The organism is Aquimarina spongiae (genome assembly GCF_900141785.1).
GTDB lineage: Bacteria > Bacteroidota > Bacteroidia > Flavobacteriales > Flavobacteriaceae > Aquimarina > Aquimarina spongiae.
This window is the reverse complement of sequence record NZ_FQYP01000003.1, coordinates 25,250-44,469: the sequence shown is the minus strand read 5'-3', so window position 1 is coordinate 44,469 and position 19,220 is coordinate 25,250. Positions and strand designations below refer to the sequence as shown.

At 34.4% G+C, this 19,220-nt stretch carries 21 protein-coding genes; 19 read left to right on the top strand and 2 right to left on the bottom strand.

The window, feature by feature from the left end; all coding sequences use genetic code 11:
• The first annotated feature begins 172 nt into the window (after window positions 1–172).
• The 18 genes from BUE24_RS07590 (at window position 173) to BUE24_RS07505 (ending at window position 14,646) form a co-directional block, all read left to right on the top strand.
• Window positions 173–820: a VOC family protein gene (locus tag BUE24_RS07590; protein ID WP_073315407.1), complete on the top strand. Its 648-nt coding sequence runs from the start codon at window positions 173–175 to the stop codon at window positions 818–820.
• 34 nt (window positions 821–854) lie between these two features.
• Window positions 855–1,343 carry a ribonuclease E activity regulator RraA gene (rraA, locus tag BUE24_RS07585; protein WP_073315406.1) on the top strand — a complete coding sequence of 163 codons (489 nt, stop codon included), beginning with the start codon at window positions 855–857 and terminating at the stop codon, window positions 1,341–1,343.
• Window position 1,344: 1 nt separating this feature from the next.
• Entirely contained in the window at window positions 1,345–2,160 is an 816-nt protein-coding gene (locus BUE24_RS07580; protein ID WP_244548132.1) for a helix-turn-helix transcriptional regulator, read from the top strand.
• Window positions 2,161–2,235: 75 nt separating this feature from the next.
• Complete coding sequence (locus tag BUE24_RS07575; protein WP_073315405.1) at window positions 2,236–2,730, top strand: VOC family protein; 495 nt, start codon at window positions 2,236–2,238, stop codon at window positions 2,728–2,730.
• Window positions 2,731–2,886: 156 nt separating this feature from the next.
• Window positions 2,887–3,417: a CIA30 family protein gene (locus tag BUE24_RS07570; protein ID WP_073315404.1), complete on the top strand. Its 531-nt coding sequence runs from the start codon at window positions 2,887–2,889 to the stop codon at window positions 3,415–3,417.
• Window positions 3,418–3,425: 8 nt separating this feature from the next.
• Window positions 3,426–3,941, top strand: coding sequence for an RDD family protein (locus BUE24_RS07565; RefSeq protein WP_084549448.1), 516 nt, complete (start codon window positions 3,426–3,428; stop codon window positions 3,939–3,941).
• A 77-nt stretch (window positions 3,942–4,018) separates the two neighbouring features.
• The gene (locus BUE24_RS07560; protein ID WP_084549447.1) at window positions 4,019–5,686 is read left to right on the top strand and encodes a S8 family serine peptidase; all 1,668 of its coding nucleotides are present in this window, start codon (window positions 4,019–4,021) and stop codon (window positions 5,684–5,686) included.
• A 115-nt stretch (window positions 5,687–5,801) separates the two neighbouring features.
• Window positions 5,802–7,319 carry a prolyl oligopeptidase family serine peptidase gene (locus BUE24_RS07555; protein WP_073315402.1) on the top strand — a complete coding sequence of 506 codons (1,518 nt, stop codon included), beginning with the start codon at window positions 5,802–5,804 and terminating at the stop codon, window positions 7,317–7,319.
• Between the two features lie 183 nt (window positions 7,320–7,502).
• Window positions 7,503–8,216: a hypothetical protein gene (locus BUE24_RS07550; protein ID WP_073315401.1), complete on the top strand. Its 714-nt coding sequence runs from the start codon at window positions 7,503–7,505 to the stop codon at window positions 8,214–8,216.
• A 127-nt stretch (window positions 8,217–8,343) separates the two neighbouring features.
• Window positions 8,344–8,928: a hypothetical protein gene (locus tag BUE24_RS07545; protein WP_073315400.1), complete on the top strand. Its 585-nt coding sequence runs from the start codon at window positions 8,344–8,346 to the stop codon at window positions 8,926–8,928.
• A 107-nt stretch (window positions 8,929–9,035) separates the two neighbouring features.
• Window positions 9,036–9,479, top strand: a complete 444-nt coding sequence (locus BUE24_RS07540) for a GNAT family N-acetyltransferase (RefSeq protein ID WP_073315399.1) — start codon at window positions 9,036–9,038, stop codon at window positions 9,477–9,479.
• Between the two features lie 110 nt (window positions 9,480–9,589).
• Window positions 9,590–10,291 (top strand): DUF3667 domain-containing protein, encoded by a 702-nt coding sequence (locus BUE24_RS07535; protein ID WP_073315398.1) that lies wholly within the window; start codon window positions 9,590–9,592, stop codon window positions 10,289–10,291.
• 121 nt (window positions 10,292–10,412) lie between these two features.
• Window positions 10,413–11,315, top strand: a complete 903-nt coding sequence (gene bla / locus BUE24_RS07530; RefSeq protein ID WP_073315397.1) for a class A beta-lactamase, subclass A2 — start codon at window positions 10,413–10,415, stop codon at window positions 11,313–11,315.
• 184 nt (window positions 11,316–11,499) lie between these two features.
• Window positions 11,500–12,594: a serine hydrolase domain-containing protein gene (locus tag BUE24_RS07525; RefSeq protein ID WP_073315396.1), complete on the top strand. Its 1,095-nt coding sequence runs from the start codon at window positions 11,500–11,502 to the stop codon at window positions 12,592–12,594.
• Window positions 12,595–12,624: 30 nt separating this feature from the next.
• Window positions 12,625–13,158 carry a hypothetical protein gene (locus BUE24_RS07520; RefSeq protein ID WP_073315395.1) on the top strand — a complete coding sequence of 178 codons (534 nt, stop codon included), beginning with the start codon at window positions 12,625–12,627 and terminating at the stop codon, window positions 13,156–13,158.
• A gap of 119 nt (window positions 13,159–13,277) precedes the next feature.
• Window positions 13,278–13,622 (top strand): 5-carboxymethyl-2-hydroxymuconate Delta-isomerase, encoded by a 345-nt coding sequence (locus tag BUE24_RS07515; RefSeq protein WP_073315394.1) that lies wholly within the window; start codon window positions 13,278–13,280, stop codon window positions 13,620–13,622.
• Window positions 13,623–13,628: 6 nt separating this feature from the next.
• A complete protein-coding gene (locus tag BUE24_RS07510; protein WP_073315393.1) occupies window positions 13,629–14,021 on the top strand; it encodes a hypothetical protein in 393 nt (130 codons plus the stop codon).
• Between the two features lie 214 nt (window positions 14,022–14,235).
• Window positions 14,236–14,646, top strand: coding sequence for a BLUF domain-containing protein (locus BUE24_RS07505; protein ID WP_073315392.1), 411 nt, complete (start codon window positions 14,236–14,238; stop codon window positions 14,644–14,646).
• A gap of 48 nt (window positions 14,647–14,694) precedes the next feature.
• Here the strand turns inward: BUE24_RS07505 and BUE24_RS07500 are convergent, their stop codons facing one another.
• The gene (locus BUE24_RS07500; RefSeq protein WP_073315391.1) at window positions 14,695–17,829 is read right to left on the bottom strand and encodes a TonB-dependent receptor; all 3,135 of its coding nucleotides are present in this window, start codon (window positions 17,827–17,829) and stop codon (window positions 14,695–14,697) included.
• Window positions 17,830–17,948: 119 nt separating this feature from the next.
• Window positions 17,949–18,638, bottom strand: a complete 690-nt coding sequence (locus tag BUE24_RS07495; protein WP_073315390.1) for a DUF2064 domain-containing protein — start codon at window positions 18,636–18,638, stop codon at window positions 17,949–17,951.
• A gap of 181 nt (window positions 18,639–18,819) precedes the next feature.
• Here BUE24_RS07495 and BUE24_RS07490 point away from each other — a divergent pair, with 181 nt between their 5' ends.
• The gene (locus tag BUE24_RS07490; protein WP_139241935.1) at window positions 18,820–19,098 is read left to right on the top strand and encodes a hypothetical protein; all 279 of its coding nucleotides are present in this window, start codon (window positions 18,820–18,822) and stop codon (window positions 19,096–19,098) included.
• Window positions 19,099–19,220 lie beyond the last annotated feature (122 nt).

The following is a 19,220-nucleotide window of genomic DNA, read 5'->3' as shown; positions in this document are numbered from 1 at the left end:
CATATATGTTACAAAAAACTGCTATCTGAATAAAAAAGTATCTATTAAGCATTTAAACGGAAATGAATTTAATAAATTTATAATCCTATAACATTGAAAAGTTAGTGAAGGGAAACCCCACTGTTTTTCATATGCTAGTCCGTTATAAAACTTTGGATGCTATTTATTGAATATGGAGGTTGATCACATATTTATATTTTCCAATACCGGAGATAAAGAAGCAGATAGCTTGATTGATTTTGGTTTGACCGAAGGTAGTAGTCGATTGCATCCTGGACAAGGAACAACGAATCGAAAATTCTATTTTGAAAATTTCTTCCTCGAGATTTTATGGGTGGTTAACGAAAAGGAAATTCAAAGTGAATTGACTGCTCCAACAAAACTATGGGAACGCTCTCAATTCGAGAACAATGAACATTCACCGTTTGGCTTGTGCTTGGTAAACGATGCATCCACGGATCAACTTTTTGAGTCCAGCAAAATTTACCAACCGAATTATTTTCCCAAAGGAATGTCAATAGACATTATCCCCAACCAAGAATATCCAAAATTACCTTGGACTTTTAGACTTCCTTATCGTGGCGAAAAGAAACCTCATACAGAACCTACGGGACATGCAAACCAAATTGAGTTACTCACTCGAGTGGAATTTGAAATGCCCACTCTTAATTATGGAACCAAATTTGTCAACTATTTTCAAGATGTAGATCTCATCGAATTTACAACAGGAAATAGAATGCACCTAACTCTCGAATTTGACAATATACGTCAAGGAAAATCAAGGGAATTTTTGGAGTTGAATTTGACGATTAAATATTAAAACATTATCATCATAAAAACAGAAAGCAATAACCATGGAAATTATTACAGCCGATCTTTGGGATCAACATGCAGAACGACTTACCCTACTCAATGTAGATTTTAAACATTTTGGTAAAAAAGAAAGTTTTGCAGGAGAGGTGGTCACCTTAAAAGTCTATGAGGATAATACCTATGTTAGAAAAATGCTTGAAAACGATGGAAGTGGTAAGGTCTTGGTGATTGATGGAGGAGGATCTCGGCGTTGCGCCCTGGTAGGAGATAATATAGCAAAGCTGGCTATAGATAATCATTGGGAAGGAATATTGGTGTATGGTTGCATTAGAGACTCTAAGGAAATTAATACTATGGATGTTGGCATTAAAGCAATAGGAACATGTCCAGTAAAAAGTGTCAAAAGAAATGTAGGTGTATTGGGTGAAGAATTGATAATCGAAGGCACTAGAATTAAGAATGCACACTACGTTTATGCCGATTTGGATGGGGTGTTATTATCATCTGAAAAGTTGGTTAACAATATATAATATGATGGATTATCAGACATTTAAGCCACATCCCGATCTAAGTGCTTTGGTCAAATTTTATTGGACTTTGGAAGTCCCTTTTGATCCAAATAATGAAAAGCAAAAAATCATTCCAGATGGATGTATCGAGATGACCTTTAACCTGAAGGACAAAATCAAAAAATATATCTCTGAAGATGAATTTGTAGTGCATCCTGACGCCATGATAATGGGACAAAGAACAAAATCCTACTTTATAGAACCCTTGGGTGATGTCAAGTCATTTGCAATTTGCTTTTATCCACATGGGTTTGCAAATTTTGTGAATACTCCTCTCGAAAAGCTTGTTGATAAAGAGACCCCGATCAAAGATTTGTTTGGAAAGATGGATGGGCAAGTATTGGAGCAGAAGATAGATAATGCGTCCGATACCGAAGAACGTATAGAGATTATTGAAACCTTTCTTTTTGACAAATTGAATCAGCATTCAACTATTGAAAACTTAGTGAAAACTACCGTAGATGCCCTTCTTATTACCAATGGAAGTAGTTCTATACATCAAATATTGAAAGAAGATCTATCAAAAAGAAGACAGCTCGAAAGAAATTTCAAAAAACAAATAGGTATTAGTCCAAAACAGTTGGGTAGGGTATTGCGTTTACAATCGGCTTTACAAATGTTGCTCGATGATAAAGAAAGCTTGACCACAATTGCCTATGAAAGTGAATATTTTGATCAAGCCCATTTTAATAAGGACTTTAAAGAATTCGTTGGGACTACGCCAAAGGAATTTTTAGGAAACAAAAACATGGAGCTTTCAACCCTTTTCTACAAATAGGAGGTAGGTGTCGCATTTTTACAATTTCAAATTGTTGATTACCATTAATTTTATGATATAAACTTATTTAAAAGAATGAAAAGAAAAATACTAGGGGTTTCAGTTTTTTTGATCTTAAGCGTTATTAGCTGTAAAGATCAAAGCAAGTCTAACCCAGAAACCGAAATCCAGCCGACAACAGCAGAAAAAAATGTAAATGATATGAATAGTTTTGTTTCCCTTTTTGAGATTCCGGCTACAGATATTTCGCGAGCAATTCGTTTTTATCACACAATTTTGGAGTTGGATATCGAAAAAATGGAAATGCCAGGAATGGAAATGGGTATATTCCCGTATCAAAACCAAACGGTGATGGGAGTCATCATGAAAGGAGAAGATTTCAAACCCTCTGCGGATGGAGTAACTATATATCTAAATGGCGGTAATAATCTTCAAACCATACTCGATAAGGTTGAGAAAAATGGTGGCAGCATCATTGTCCCCAAAACTGCTCATGCAGATGAAAGTGGATTTTTTGCCTTGTTTTTGGACACGGAAGGAAATAAACTAGGGCTACATTCTCCTCATTAAAAGATCGTATAAAATTTATAACCACAATGACGGTTCGGGTGTAAACTCGAACCGTTGTTATATCTAATATTTAGTATCTTGTTATCAAAAAACATCAGTTTTTAGTATGTTTTATATTTATTAGGAAACGTTCTAAAAGTTGACAATTGCTAAATCATGAAGTATTTAATAACTATGATTATCATGTTTGCTTCGCTATCATCACAAATCATTTTTGATTTTAATCCAAATACGGATTTAAAAGACTGGCTAGTAGTCGATGATGTGGTGATGGGAGGAAGATCATCAGGCTCTTTAGAGTTAAGTCCTGAAGGTCATGGAGTTTTCAAAGGAAATGTATCCCTAGAAAATAATGGAGGGTTCTCTTCTGTAAGACATAGATTCGAAAGAATATCGGTGAAGGGTTACACTAAGATTGTTCTTAAAATAAAAGGAGATGGTAAAAAATATCAATTTAGACTAAAAGCCAATTCGAGAGATTATTATTCTTATATCTCTTACTTCTCTACAAATGGTGATTGGCAGGAAATTCAAATCCCTTTAGAAGTTATGTATCCAACATTTAGAGGGAGAAAACTTGAGCAACCAAATTTTTCGGGAGAGTATATTGAGGAAATTGCTTTTTTAATCGGGAACAAAAATGAAGAAGAATTTCAGTTGTTCATAGATACCGTAGCATTGAGATAATTCAACTTATGAAAAAAATAGTTATAAGAAGATTAGTAGCGTACATGATTGATTATATCATCATCGCCATCTATGCCATTCTTTTATTTGGTATCGCGACTATCTTCAATTTTAAAAAAATCCCTTTAACACCTATTAGTGCTCAGCTGGTGGGGTTCATTTCATTAACATTGCCAGTGTTCTTTTATTTTTTCTTGTCAGAACAAAGCAAAACTAGAGCTACAGTTGGAAAAAGAATCTTAAATATTTCAGTTCGCTCTGATTCTCAAAATAGTAAACCACATGTTCTTACAAGAAATATCTTAAAGCTGTTGCCTTGGGAAATTGCGCATACTGGGGTACATTGGATTGTTTTCTATTCAAAATCTGATCAAAACCCTCCGGTTTGGGTTTGGATTACTCTCATATTACCCCAGGTTATTATTGTGATTTATCTAATCAGTATTGTTATTTCGGGAGGGAAAAGTAGTTTATACGATAAAGTATCAAATACAAAAATTGAAATGAATCAGCCCATAGAATAGTCAAAAGAACAACGTAACATTTTAACTCGTTACAACACATATATTAAACATCAAAGCCAATAAAACTGAATTAAAAAATGAATCTAAAAAGTGTTGTTATAACTGTTTTCTACCTTTTGGTAATTAGTCATTCTTCCTGCCAGGAAACACCTAAGAAATCATCAAATAATCATCTAATCTCAAAAGAAAAAAAATTATCCAACGAAGAACTACAAAATTGGCATCATAAGGATTATGAAAATGACACAATACCGGGAGTTGGTTTAGATAGGTTATACGAATCAGGTTTGTTGGATAAGTATCCAAAAGGAGATGAAGTTATAGTAGCTGTAATTGATACCAAGGTCGAGATAGATCATATTGATTTAAAAGAACATATTTGGGAAAATAAAGATGAGATTGCTAATAATGGAATAGATGATGATAACAATGGTTTTATAGATGACAAAGTGGGTTGGGACTTTTTGGGAAATTCAAATGGGAAATATGTTAAGTTTCAAAGTGCCGAGGTCGTAAGAGTCATTAAAAAATATGAACAAGTATTTGAAGGAAAGGATTCAACTGATATTGACAAAGAAGAGTTATCAAACTATAAACTTTATGTAAAAGCCAAAAAACAGCTTCCAAATGACATTAATAAATTAAAGTCTTCAATAAATTATTTTAAGGAATGGTTGAAAAGGCATGAATCAGCTTCAGCGAGTATTAAGCAACTAACAAAAAAAGAGGAGATTAGCGTTGCAGATTTGGATAAAGTATTGAGTTCAACTAATGACTCTATTACTAATGACCATGCAAAATTTCTTAAATCTGCAAAACAAAATGATCGAACAGAAAAAATGTTTAAACATTACATCCAGTGGTATAGCGATATGCTTGAAACAACTTACCATCTGGATTACAAGGAACGAGAAATCGTTGGTGATAATCTCAATAAGATAACGGATTCAATTTATGGAAATCATATTGTTTCTGGGGAAGTACCTTTTAATCATTCAATAGTTGTTTCTGGTGTTATTGGTTCTGATAGAAATAATAGTTTGGGAGCTATGGGCTTTTCAGAAAACATTAAAATTATGCCTATTGTCATGGTTGCGTCTGGGGATGAACATGATAAGGATATCGCAATGGCAATTCGATATGCAGTAAATAATGGGGCAAAAGTAATTAACATGAGTTGGGGCAAGCAATTCTCTTTACATCAAAATTGGGTCATAGATGCTATTAAATATGCCGAAAGTAACAATGTACTCGTTGTACATGGAGCAGGAAATGATGCAGTTAATACAGATAAACACTTATATTTTCCAAATGATTATATGGACGGTCCAGAATTAGTAAATAATTTTATCGTTGTTGGGGCTAGCGGTTATGAAGTCAATGAAAATCTTGTGGCCAGTTTTTCTAATTATGGTAAAAACACTGTAGATGTTTTCGCTCCTGGAGTAAAAATTTATACGACTAAAGAAAATAATAATTTTGGGTTTTCTAGGGGGACTTCTTTGGCGGCACCTATGGTTTCAGGATTGGCAGGGCTTCTATTATCTTATTTCCCTAACTTATCTGCAGCCGAATTAAAAAAGATTATTATGGAGTCTGGAACTTATTTTGAAATTCCAGTGAAAATAAATGATGATGATAATACCCAAAAAGAGGTTTCTTTTACAGAATTGAGCAAATCAGGTAGGATAATAAATGCTTATAACGCCTTTTTGATGGCATCCAGGTTGCAAACCACAAATTAAGCTAGGATTGGCTTACTTAGAAGTTACTCCTATTGCATACACTTACCCTGAGACCACGAACTGTAACAATTATCTAAATAATGGATCTATACGTTTGAACACTAATCATCAAAAAATGAGAATTGTAACGTTATGGGCCTTGGTGCTTTTTCAATTGGGCGTATTGTTTGGACAAACTTCATTAGAAAAAATCAATTTAAATCCAGGTAAGTATGCTATAGGATTTAAACACTATACCACTGTTGATAGTACAAGGACCTATCAAATCAAAAATGAGTTTAATAATCAATTCATATACAGGCCCATTCCTGTTAGTATTTGGTATCCTGCAGATCTCAAAAAAGAAAATATCAAGCCACTTACTGTTTTAGATTATTTGGAAGTGTTGAAAGAAGAGGAAGAATGGGAAAACTTACCCAATGAGTTTCTGCTAGATTGGTTTCCTTACTTGTGGAATACACCTCAAAACAAAGCGCATCTATCCGAAAACGCGAGAGCTTTTCCTGAAGTCCATTTTTTGGACGATACATTTCCTGTAGTAGTGTACGCCCCTAGTTATCAGGCATCATCGATAGAAAATTTTGCACTTTTTGAGTATTTGGTGAGTAATGGATTTGTAGTAATATCAAGCCCATCCAGAGGTACAGATACCAGACAGTTAGAAGGTGGAACAACCAAAGATATGGAAACGCAATCTCGTGATGTGGAGTTCCTGTTAAAAGAGATTCATAAATATAAAAGCATAGATCCAGATAAAATAGCATTAATGGGATTTAGTTTTGGCGGGCTCTCTAACGCAATTACGGTGATGAAAAATCGTAACATCAAAGCCTTAGTAAGTCTTGATGGAACTGAAAGATATCGATATGATGTATTGGAAAAATCTGCTTACTTTAATTTAAACAGATTGAATATTCCCTATGTTCATTTTGCCCAAAAAGAAATTCCTGAAATCGTTTTGAAGGAGGATAAGATTCCAGAAGAATTGAACTATAAGTTTCAACTGTATGATTCTTTACAATACAGCAATGCGTATAGTTACAAATTCCATGATCTATCTCATTCTTATTTTAGTTCCTATGGCGTTTTGTTTGGGAATAGAGATAAAAGGCAAGACAAAAGTGATGATAAAATAATGGCCTCTTACAACCTGCTTTCGATGTATACCTTGCAATTTCTCAATGCTACATTAAAAAATGAAGTTAGCGCCAAGAAATTCATTGAAAACACCCCGGAAAGCAATGAGATTTCAAAAAAAATGAAGAAATCCCTCACAAAAGAATTCAACTATAAGGATTTTAATGATTTGGCATTGGGTCAAGGATATCAAGATTTGATTCCTTTGTATCAACAAACTTTGACAAAACATCCAAACCTTGAACTACAAGAATGGATGCTCAATAAACTAGGGTTGAGATTGTCTTTTGGCCAAAAAAGAATAGAGGATGGGATCAATGTGTTTTTGTTAGCCTTGCATATATATCCAAATTCGGCAAATTTGTACGATAGTTTAGCCGAGGCTTATTTGATCAAAAAGGATGCAAAAAATGCCATTGCGAACTTCAAAAAATCCCTGGAATTGAATCCCGAAAATCAAAATGCAATTCATAGACTACAGCAGTTAAAGAATTAGGAATTTTGGTACTACACATACCTAATGAGATAGCTAAAGGTAAAAAATAATTGTCGGAAAATTATATCTGGCAAGGTCTCCCATTTGATACTTTATATTTAATGCAACTTTGTTGCTTTTAATGAAATTAGTTTATCTTTATAAGATCTAATAATTAAAACATCGTAAAAAAATCACTGAAGCATGTTACAAAGAAAATTTGACGAAGTAGTAAAAAAGGAATTCCCTAATGCCAAGGATGCAAAAGATACTTCTATTCACTATTTAGGGAAAATGCAAATTGAGCATCAACTTGATATTTCAAAGGTACTTATGGCAACTTCTGTATGTTCTGACGATATCAATGTGCCATCAACTACGTTCTTTAATGTCTTGTTTGGACCGTTTGTAATGGGAGGACTTGGGGGAGTCCCTTTTGTTGGACAAACTGGAATGACAGCATTTGCCCATCATATACCTGATAATGGAAGTGCTTTTATTTTTTATGGCCCTCATATAGGAATTACCTTAGAAGGAGATTTAGGTAAGATGTATCGACCAAGAATGGAAGAAACAGGAAACTCTTGTGGAGCTTTGATGCTTGCTTTAAGCCGTTTACAGGATAATGACTACACTCCTGTGATCAATGATGATGATTACCAACAAATGAAGTTGGAAGAGAGTTTATTGCCATACAGAGACGAAATACTGGGTAGTGATAATCAGGCAAAAGCCATTACAGAAGCTACTTACAAGATTATTGATAAGAAGATCCATGAGTATATAAAAACCTGTAAAAATGAATTCCATGTAGACAAGGTAACCTTATTGGGAGGGGTCATCATTAATACCGATTATGGATTAGATGATTATTTTGATGCAAGAAATTTTGAAGTAATCGATTTGAAAGGTCTATAACTTGAATGATTCATGATGACGTAATTTCATCTTGAAGAATCAGTTTGAATTAAAAACGCTGAAGATCACATTGTATAAAGGGCATTTAATGCCCTTTATTATTTATATTACATCAAATTAAAAGAGAATGAATAAAATCCTGGTTGTATTAATACTGATAATCATAGGATGTACATCCTGCAATACTTCTGAAAAGAAAAAGGGTAAAGAAATTACCAAACTCGAAATTGCAAAGCAGTATTATAAGGCTCTTGATCGTTCTGATGTCCCCGGAATGGTAGCGATACTAGGTGATAGTATTGTGATACGAGAAAATGCAGACAACTACGAAGAGCGTTTTTCTCAAGAAGCCTATACTGTATGGTTAGAATGGGATTCGGTATTCGAACCCACTTACAAGCTCCTTGAAATTGAACAAGAAAATGATGTGGTGAAAGCCAAAATTTCAAAAATTGATAAAAGAATCCTTTTTCTTACCGAAGAACCAATAGTATGGCGTGAAATGGTACGATTTGAGGATCAAAAAATAGTCAAGGTTGAAAGGGTGGAATACGAGGTTTTTAATGTCGCAAAATTTCTTAAAAACAGAGATATCCTGGTAAATTGGACCAAGGCAAACCATCCTGAACTGGATGGATTTCTTTATCCGCAAACAAAGGATGTAGGAAAGAAATACTTACAAGCAATCGAATTGTACAATACTAAAAAATGATAATTGTATCTCGATTTGACTGTTGACGAGGTAGAAAAATCAAAAAATAGAGGTAACACTTTGCTTTGGTAGAACATTTACCGAAAACGTTAGCCACACTCAAGGAAATGAAACAAAAAATAGATACAGTTAGCAAAGAACAATACCAAGAAGTAGTAGAGGTTTGGGAAGCTTCGGTTAGAGCTACACATCACTTTTTAAAAGAAGAAGATATAACCTATTTTAAACCATTAATCTTAAATACCTATCTGGATGCGGTAACATTAAGATGTATCAAAGATGAAGATCAGAACATAGTCGGGTTTTTGGGGGTCGCCGAGGGGAATTTGGAAATGTTATTTATAGCCCCTAAGTATCGAGGAAAAAGAATTGGAAAAACATTATTGGATTATGCGATCAACAATTTGGGCGTAACCAAGGTAGATGTGAACGAACAAAATGAACAAGCTGTTGGTTTTTACAAGCATTGTGGGTTTGAAGTTATAAATCGTTCAGAATTAGATTCTACGGGTAAGCCTTATCCTATTTTACATATGAAGTTAAAAAAATAATACTACTTCAAAAGAGACAAAGCTCCTCTCAATTTTGTTATTTTAGTGCTCAAGGGAAGTAACTTAATCATTCTACGCGTTAAAGTTACTATTGATAAAAAAACAAAAAAATGAATACTATTCCTGATCAACAACAGTGTGAGGAACATAAAAATTTAGAACCTTTAGAGAGAATCGATGGTGCCTATATCCTAAAAGAAATTGGTGGTGTTTTGAACTTTGAAAAGGGAGTGTTATATACCATCAAAGAGTTGTTTTTAAGACCGGGAAAAGCCGTCTTGGAATTTATTTTATATGATAGAAAAAGATTGGTAAAGCCTATCATTTTTGTGATTTTCAGTTCGTTGTTTTTTGTGATTACTCAACAAATATTAGGTTTTAATACAGGCACAACACCAGAGAATATACAAAGCCCTGGGGTGCTAAAAGCATTTGAATGGGTTGGAGAAAATTTTGGGGTTGTAAATATTCTATTGGGTTTTTTTATTGGGCTTTGGACTCGGTTATTTTTTTTAAACTCCAAGTATAATATCTATGAGATATTCATTTTGATATTTTTTACTGTAGGAATCGGAAATCTAATTTTCACATTCTTTGGAATCGTAGAAAGTATAACAGGTTTTGAAAGTTATAACTTTACTTATTTTGTGGCACTTGCATATTCTGCCTGGGCTATTGGAAATTTCTTTAATAAAAACAAAGCGATGAGTTATTTCAAGGGCTTGTTAGCATATGTTTTTGGAACAACAATGGGTTCATTCGTTATCGTCTTGATTGGAATTTTAATAGACGTGTTTAACAAAATTAAATAGTACAATGTATAAGCTAATTAAAAAAGGAAGTATGAGACATAAAATATATTTATCACTCAAAAATTAATAAGTATATATTCCTACCAATCATAAACTAAATCTCTACATTCACACAAAAAATATGACAAATAAAAGATCACTTATCTTCTTCATCCTTTTCTTAATTTTTACACAAGGATATTCTCAAAAAATAGAAACATTACGACATAAATTAGGAGATATTATACAGTCCAAAAACGTTGTTGTTGGAGTGGCAATTCATGGAATGGATGATAAAGACACATTGAGTATCAATGGGCACAAACACTTCCCGATGCAAAGTGTATTCAAATTCCCAATTGCGTTGAGGGTGTTATCTGAAATCGATAAAGGAAACTTTTCTCTGGAGCAAAAAATCAATATTAAGAAAAGTGAATTGTTGCCAGGTTTATGGAGCCCAATACGAGAAAAATATCCAGAAGGAGCTACACTAACCCTGGCCGAAATTATGAAATATACGGTTGCTGTAAGTGACAACGTAGGGTGTGATGTGCTATTAAGACTTATGGGAGGTCCTGAAGCAATAGAAAATCATTTTTCTAAGCTTGGGTTTAAAGATTTTGAGGTTAAAATCAACGAAGAAACTATGCAAAACAATTGGGATCAGCAGTTTTTGAATTGGACAACGCCTCAAGAAGCAAATAGGATTCTTAAAGCATTTTACGAAAACAGCAATAGCCTGCTCACCAAAGAAAGTCACCAATTTGTATGGGATGTTATGAAAGGAACCAAAACAGGTAAAAACCGATTAAAAGGCCAATTGCCAAAGGAAACTGTAGTGGCGCATAAAACAGGTTGGTCGGGAGCGGATAAGGAAACAGGGATAACCGCTGCAGTAAACGATATTGGACTCGTTTTTCTTCCCAATGGAAAGTACTTTGCCATAAGTGTCTTTGTCACCGAATCGTCAGAAAATTTTGAAACCAACGAGAAGATCATCGCTGATATTACCAAAGTAGCTTGGGATTATTTTGTAAAAAAATAAGTAGTATTCAAGACTTTAGTAAGGGGTGTTTGTATCTCCATCTATGTATTGGTAAATGTATTGAGTAGAGGTGCTTGCTCAAGATAAAAACGAGGAATCAAAGAGTAGTTTTCTCTAGAGTGAGGTAACACTTCACTTTTCTAAGACATATATGTAATATTGAATCTCATTAATAAAGGAATAAGTGAAAGAACAAGTATTGAAATTCTCGGTTGTACTATTTTTGATCCTTTCTACCAAAAGTATTCATGCTCAAAAAAACATAACGAATCTTGCAGGTTATGAGGTTGCTATCGATTCTATAAATGAGTTTTTGAAGTCCCGGATGGATTCATTAAATATTCCTGGACTTTCGATTGCTGTGATTAATGAAGGTAAAGTAGTTTATCATAAAACATTTGGGTATGCTAATCTAGAGAAGAAGCTTCCTGTTACTCATAAGACCATTTTTGAAGGAGCATCGATATCAAAATCTGTATTTGCATTTTTTGTGATGAAATTTGTAGAAGAGGGGAAATTGGATTTGGATAAACCTTTATATGAATATTTGCCGTACAATGATATCGCTTATGACGATAGATATAAGAAAATAACGGCAAGAATGGTTTTAAGTCATAGATCGGGTTTTCCAAATTGGCGAGAGAATGAAGAAGATAAAAAATTGAAAATAAAATTCAATCCGGGAACTGGTTATGAATATTCTGGAGAAGGATATCAATATCTTGCTATGGTATTGAAACATATTGATAAGACCGATTGGAAAGGACTAGAAGCACTTTTTCAGGAAAAGATTGCACAACCTTTAGAAATGGGAAACACTACATTTATTCCAACACCAACTATTTATAAAAACAAGGCAGAACCGTACACCAATCAACGGGAATGGATCGATTTGAAAAACGATTATTGGTATAAAAAAGAACTTGGAAAATTTATTGCCCCATCTTCTATTCATACTGAACCCATAGATTTCTCGAAATGGATGATTGGGGTGATGCAAAAGAAAATCTTATCCAAAAATAGTTATAAAGAATTGTTCAAACATCATTCAAAAATATCTACTTCCTCAACAGGAATCAATGTGTATTACACTTTGGGTTTTTTGACTGCAGATCAAGATTATAGTCAAACCTACTTCCATAACGGGAATAATGCAGGATTTACTTGTGGTTATCTCATGGATGTGGAAAAAGACTGGGGCTTTGTGCTCTTTACCAATTCAGAATATGGTGAAAAACTTACCGATGAAGTATGGAATTATTTTGAACAAGAAAATTAATTTATAATCAAAAATGGAGTGTGATGCAAAATGAATTTTGCAATAGTATTTCAGGAAACTCTATCAACTATAATTCGAATTAAATTAAAAATGATTTCAGAACTTTTTGTAGAAAACAAAAAAGCGCCTCAAAAAACCAATATATATATATCCAAATCTTATTATTACTGGCAAATCGCGTTAGCGATATTTTGGATCACTGTTGGGGTTTATTTCCTATTTGCTGTCCACTGGATAATTGGGGTGGTGGTTATTTTATATATGCTATTAACGATGAGAGGCATTCCGGGGTATTTAAAATTAGCAAAAGAGAATAGTATACAAATAGAACTATCCGATAAAGGAATTGCATTGGAAGGGAGAAAGGCGATAAGTTGGGAAGCTATCTCTAAGGACCAAATCATAAATGAAGCTAATTACGCTTCTCCATGGAATGCTGATGAATATTTGACATTTACAGCCAGATCCAAAGAATTTAAAATATTTCTGAATCATCTGGATACAAATTCATCAAGGATAGAATACTTATTAAAGATCTATCGTAAAAGAAGTGAGAAAAACTAAAACATTACTTTACAATAAGCATAACTTGTCTCAATTTCATTACCTTAGTATTGATAAAACTTCAAAGGATTTAATACCCTTACATTAGTCAAAATCAACAGCCGAAAATCAAATAGTTTATGCCACACTTTGTTATTGATTGTTCACATCACATTATACAACTAAGGCCTCCACAAGAAATTATTCAAAAAGTCTATGACACTGCAGTAGCATCTGATCTTTTTGATCCCGGAGATATTAAAGTTAGAATCAATCCTTTTGAATATTATATGGTTGGCAATACTCAAGATGATTTCATCCATATTTTTGGTAATATTATGGAAGGGCGAACCGTTGCTCAAAAAAAGAAATTATCGGATAGTATCATCATCGAGTTGAAATTGCTATTTCCAGACGTTCCGATTATTTCAATCAATATCAGAGACTTCGAAAAGGCTACCTACTGCAATAAAACAATGGTGTAAGAAAGAATGAATACGTATTTTTTAATTGCTGGAAGCCTATGTTTTCTTTTAGGATTTGTACACTCTATTCTTGGAGAGTATTTAATATTTAAATCCAAAAGAAGAAAAGGGCAGATTGTTCCTACAATAGGAAATACCGACTTGAAAGGAAGACATTTAAGAATACTTTGGGCGACCTGGCATTTAGCTTCATTCTTTGGATGGTGTATTGGAGCCTTTCTGGTAGAAATAGCATTGGTACAAGAGCAATGGAATGCAGAGGTTGTTAGTTTTACGGTTTATGCTACTGCAATAACCATGTTTGTTTCTTCACTACTGGTGTTTGTGGCTACCAAAGCAAAACATCCGGGATGGATAGTGTTGTTATTGATTGGGATTTTGGTGATTGTAGGGAATTAGAAAACATAACTGCTCACCAATTTGATATACGTTTCCTCAAAGAATAATTACAAAAGCAACAAAGTTGTAAAGGAAAAACCATAAAAATTCTATAGAGAAAATAGGGTGGTAACTCGTTGAAATTTATTAACTTAGAGTTAAGCAATCGTCAAATACCCCGTATCCGGAACTAGTAAGGATATGGGTTTTTTATTAATTGCTAAACCCTTTCAATATGTTTTTAACCATATGTTATATCAGTAACGCCTCCGAAAAGTTAACTGATCAAGATATAGAAACATTGTTGCTAGATGCCAAGGTATTTAACAATCAAAACAATATTAGTGGAATTCTTATTTATTCCGATTTCACCTTTTTCCAGGTAATAGAAGGTGAGTACAATATCATTAAATCATTATTTGAAAGAATAGAACAAGACTATAGGCATTATAACATTTTGAAAATTTTAGAAATTAAATCAGAAAAAAAGGAATATCATAAGTACAACACAAATTTCATTACGCACAACAAGAAAAAGGCCAATCAAGAACTTCTAAAAGTGATTGAAAACAATCAACATATATTTAGTCAAAAACTACATAATTTTATTGTATACCAGTCCAAATCACTTATGAGTATCTATTGACCTTTTTTAGGCTGTAATTTTCTATTATTATCTAGATTTATCGAATACTTAAAAATTATACTTCAGCCCAAACTGTGCTCTCCATCTCGAGTTAAACAAATCAGTTACGTAAGGTTCTGTACCCTCAGGGATGTTAAATTGAAATAAAGGTTCGTTATTTTCGATTCCTCTAAAATTTAAAAGACTAAAACTGGAGTTCACTACATTAGGTACAAACACCAAACGGCCCCAATCTCTATTGATAAAGTTGAATACATTAAGCATATCAAAAGAGAAAGAAATGCCATCCCCGTTTTTCAGCTTCATTGCATATTCCAGTTTCATGTCTAATTCATGATTCCAGGGAGTACGGGCTCCGTTACGTTCTGCAATTTGCCCTCTTCTGTCCCTTAGATAAGGGTCTGCTTCTATAAACGCATTAAGACGTTGCCACTGTTCTGCAGCACTTACCGTAACATTTCCAGCACTATCGGTGATATCAATCAAATTAATTTCTGAAGCATCTCTTGGTACATAGATCACATCATTTCTGGAGGAACCATCACGGTTCAGATCCCCTTGGTATACATAAGAAAAAGGGGTTCCAGCTCTTCCATTATATAAAAACGAAATGAAGCCTGTACTGGATTTTCCTATGTTAAAATTATAAGAATGACTGCTTACAAATTTATGTCTGAGGTCAAAATTGGAATAAGACAAGCCAGGATCGTTTGCCACTAATGCTTGGTTCCACTCAAAATTAGCCGCAGGAGAACTACGTACTGTACTTGAAATATCTCGACTACGACCATAGGTATAGCCCAAATATCCACTATAATTTCCTGCTTGTTTGCTGAGTCCGAAAGTTAGGTTATATCGAAACCCTTTGTCGGTATTGGTGAGTAAAAACACGTTGGTGAAATTTGGATTAATTTTGATGGCATCACCCGTTTCTAAAAAATAGGGTCTGTTGTCTGCTCCATCAAAGTTACCGACATTATCTCTTCTGTTGATCGACTGGAAAAGGAGTCCATTAACTACTTCGGTATAAGTGCCTTCTACATCCACGGTCCATCGATGAGGTAATTTTGCTTTGAAAGCGATATTTGTTTTCCAATCTCGAGGTAGACTAAAATCTGGATCCAATAGATTGATTTCGGTCAAATTGGGCTGTACACTTCGCAGATCTTCCAGGTTTTCAGTGAGTGCAACAGTATTGTCAGGTCTTAGATCGATATTGAAATATTCTGTACCCGAAATATATTCTGCATAAGCAAACCACAGATAGGGGATACGTCCAGAGAATAAACCGGTTCCACCTCTCACTGTGTATTTGCCATTGGCATCTATTTTGTAGTTGAACCCAATTCTTGGATTAAGTTGTGGGGCTTTGGATATCGTATTATCGAATCGAGAAAACTCTGGAGTGTTGCGTACGGCTGCGCTGATGGGTAGTTTTTGAGTCAGATACTGTCCGTCAAGTCGCACTCCGGCGATTACCTCTAGATGTTCACCAATCCGAAAATTATCCTGAAAGAAAGTCGCAACTTCAAAGACTCCAATGGTAGCAGAAGGGCGACTACTCACAAAGCCGAAGTCATTGTTGTTGATGTTATAAACTCCCCGTATTCGAGCGGGGCGATCATTCAAAAAATCATCTACAGAACGGTATTCCCAGCGACCATTCCATGCCGAAAGAAATCCATAATCTACATCATGCAACTGTCCAAATACCCCTGCAGTAAAGTGATGCTTATCGATATCAAAAGTATAAGTGTCGGCAATCTGAAGTGTTGAGAAATCGGTATTGTAAACCGAAGCTTCTCGATAAGTCCCGGCAAATATACGACCCGCAGACGAAGTTGCGATTTGAATATGCGGAAACACGCGTCCGTCAAAATCCCGATCTTCTTTTACAATATTATACCCAATAGAAAGCTTGTTGGTCGCGCCATTAGAAAAGTTGGATTTAAGTTCTAACGCCAGACTATTGGCAACGCTATTATGTCGGTATCCCTGGTTTCCAAAATTAAAGAAAGTGCTATTCCACTCTAAATTATCTGCAAAACTGTTTACATAATTATTACGAAGTGTCAACTTGTGTATTTCAGAAAGGTTATAGTCTAAACGAGCAAATAGTTTGGTGCTTGCGGTTTGTAAATCAGCACTCTCGAATGCACCAGGATCATAATTGTATACGTTGAGTAATCTGTTTCGGATTGCAGTAACATCATCCAGCGAAATGTTTGAAGACTCGCTTCCTGGAGCATTTAATACAGGGGCCTTGGACAACGCCTGCTCAAAATTTACGTAGTAAAACAACTTGTCTTTGATAATAGCACCACCAATTCCACCGCCAAACTGAACATCGTAAAAGGATTGTACATCTTGTTCTATACCACGGGCAAACTCACCTATTAGATTTTGATTGTTACCATAACCATATACTTCTCCCTTTGTGGTGTTTGTACCATTTTTTGTAACTAAGTTGATACTTGCTCCGTTAAAATTTCCGATGCTTACATCAAACGGAGATAGTTTTACACTTACTTGCTTTACTGCTCCAAGTCCAATAGGTTGACTCCTGGACAGACTACCCGGAGTCCCATTAGCCGACGAACCTGATGCTCCGCTAGCAGGTTCCTGAAATCCAATAATATCATTGTTTGCAATCCCGTCAATATTTAAATTATTAAATCGGTTACTGGCACCCCCAAAAGAGTTTAGATTGTTCTCGGGTAAGTTTTTAGTAAGATCCTGGATGCTTCTATTGATGGTAGGAGTAGCTTTAATAGCTTTGCGATTGAGTAAAGTTTCATTACCATTTTTTTTGGGTGTAGATTCTGCCAGAACAACCACTTCCTGTAGTGCAGTACTTTCTTCTTGAAGTATAAAGTCTCTTATAGTTGCGCTCCCCAAATTGATGACGAGATTACGCTCTTCAACGGTTTTAAAACCTAAAAAAGAGATGGTAACAGTATATTGACTTCCAGGGGGTATATTGTTAAATCTATAAAACCCGTTTTCTTGAGAAATAGCACCATAGTTAAAATTCGTTTCAGTATCTGTTAATATAATATTGGCAAAGGGTATGGGATTATTTTGGAGATCTTTTAAACTTCCTTGGAGGCTACCCGTAGTCTCTTGGGCAAAAGTAAACAGGTTAAAAAATAGTATTGTAATGATAATGAAAAAGCGATTCATGCGGTTATGCTGAATTAATACTTATAAACACTAGAAAAAAAGTATCTAGAGTTTAAAGTAGATGATTAAAAAATAAATAGGAATAACTAGAGGGAGTATTTAGAACAAATGACCTCTTCTTATAACTGAATTAAAAATGGCAATGGAGATCCCTTATTAAAAGGAGTTTGTTGTAAAAATTGAAGTGTAGTTAGATCACTTGGACTATAAAATGGTGAGGCAAACTTTTGTATCGCATGTATACTTTTTCGTAATGCCTCATTAAGAATATATCTAGTGGATATGTTATAGATGTCCGATAGGAAATCAATATCCTGAAGCTCTTCAAGTACGGTACAAGAAGGATTGCTATAGATGATGTTGTCCAATGCTTCCTGATATACCAATGCTGTATTCCAGCTAAAATCCAAAAAAGAATGGTAATCAAAGTCATCTTTGGAAATACCCAATAAATAAAAACCACCATCAGTAGTTGGACCTATAGCATTACCATTATTGTCTAGCGCTTTTTTTGCCTGTTGGATATGCCTTACATCAAGTAGAGGGCAATCATTACCAATAGTGATGATTTTATCGTATCCAGCTTCAAAGACATCTTGTAATGCATTAGAGAATCTTTCTCCAAAATTAACACCTGATTGTTGCTTCTCGTCAAAATAGAGGACAGGTAACCCACTCTGATTTGCAATTTTTTTGGTGTTGTCGCTTAGGGATTTCCCTAAATTATGTTGTCCAAAAAATGCTTTGTTTTTCAATTCTTCTTGAAGCGAAAGAGAAAAAACAAGTAATGCTGTGTTTGAATTACGCATGCAGTAGGAAACAATAATTTAATGATATAAGTAATGCTAAGTCGTGTAAAAATGAAGATCATTACAAAACTTCCCTATAAAATACATATTAATATTTTAAAATTTTGTTAAAGAAGAAGATTGTGTTTCATTATTTCTGATCTTGCAAGCTATGTTTCGACGCGGGCTTACACATATTGCTATGATATGGTTTGCAGTGGCTTTTCTTGTACCTAGAATAGCTAATCTGCATGCGTTGAGTCATTTGTCTGAGGATGAAGACACACCAATTTCCTGCGAACTTTGTGATTTTGTGATGCAGTCTGATCAATTCGATTTGATCAATACTAATTCATCATACTCAGAAGTTGAACTTCACAGCGTTCCAAGTACTCTTGTAGTATTACAACACTATCATACTCCAAAGGAAAAGATTGCTTCCCCTAACTACATTTATAATAAGCCTCCACCTCTTTTATAGGAAATATCAGTTGTAATCTTTTGTACGATAACAATTCGCACTTACGATTTGATGTTGTTATTCTAATTTGTTTGATCCAATAGATCATTGTGGTTAGAAAGGATAAATGACAACCATATCAT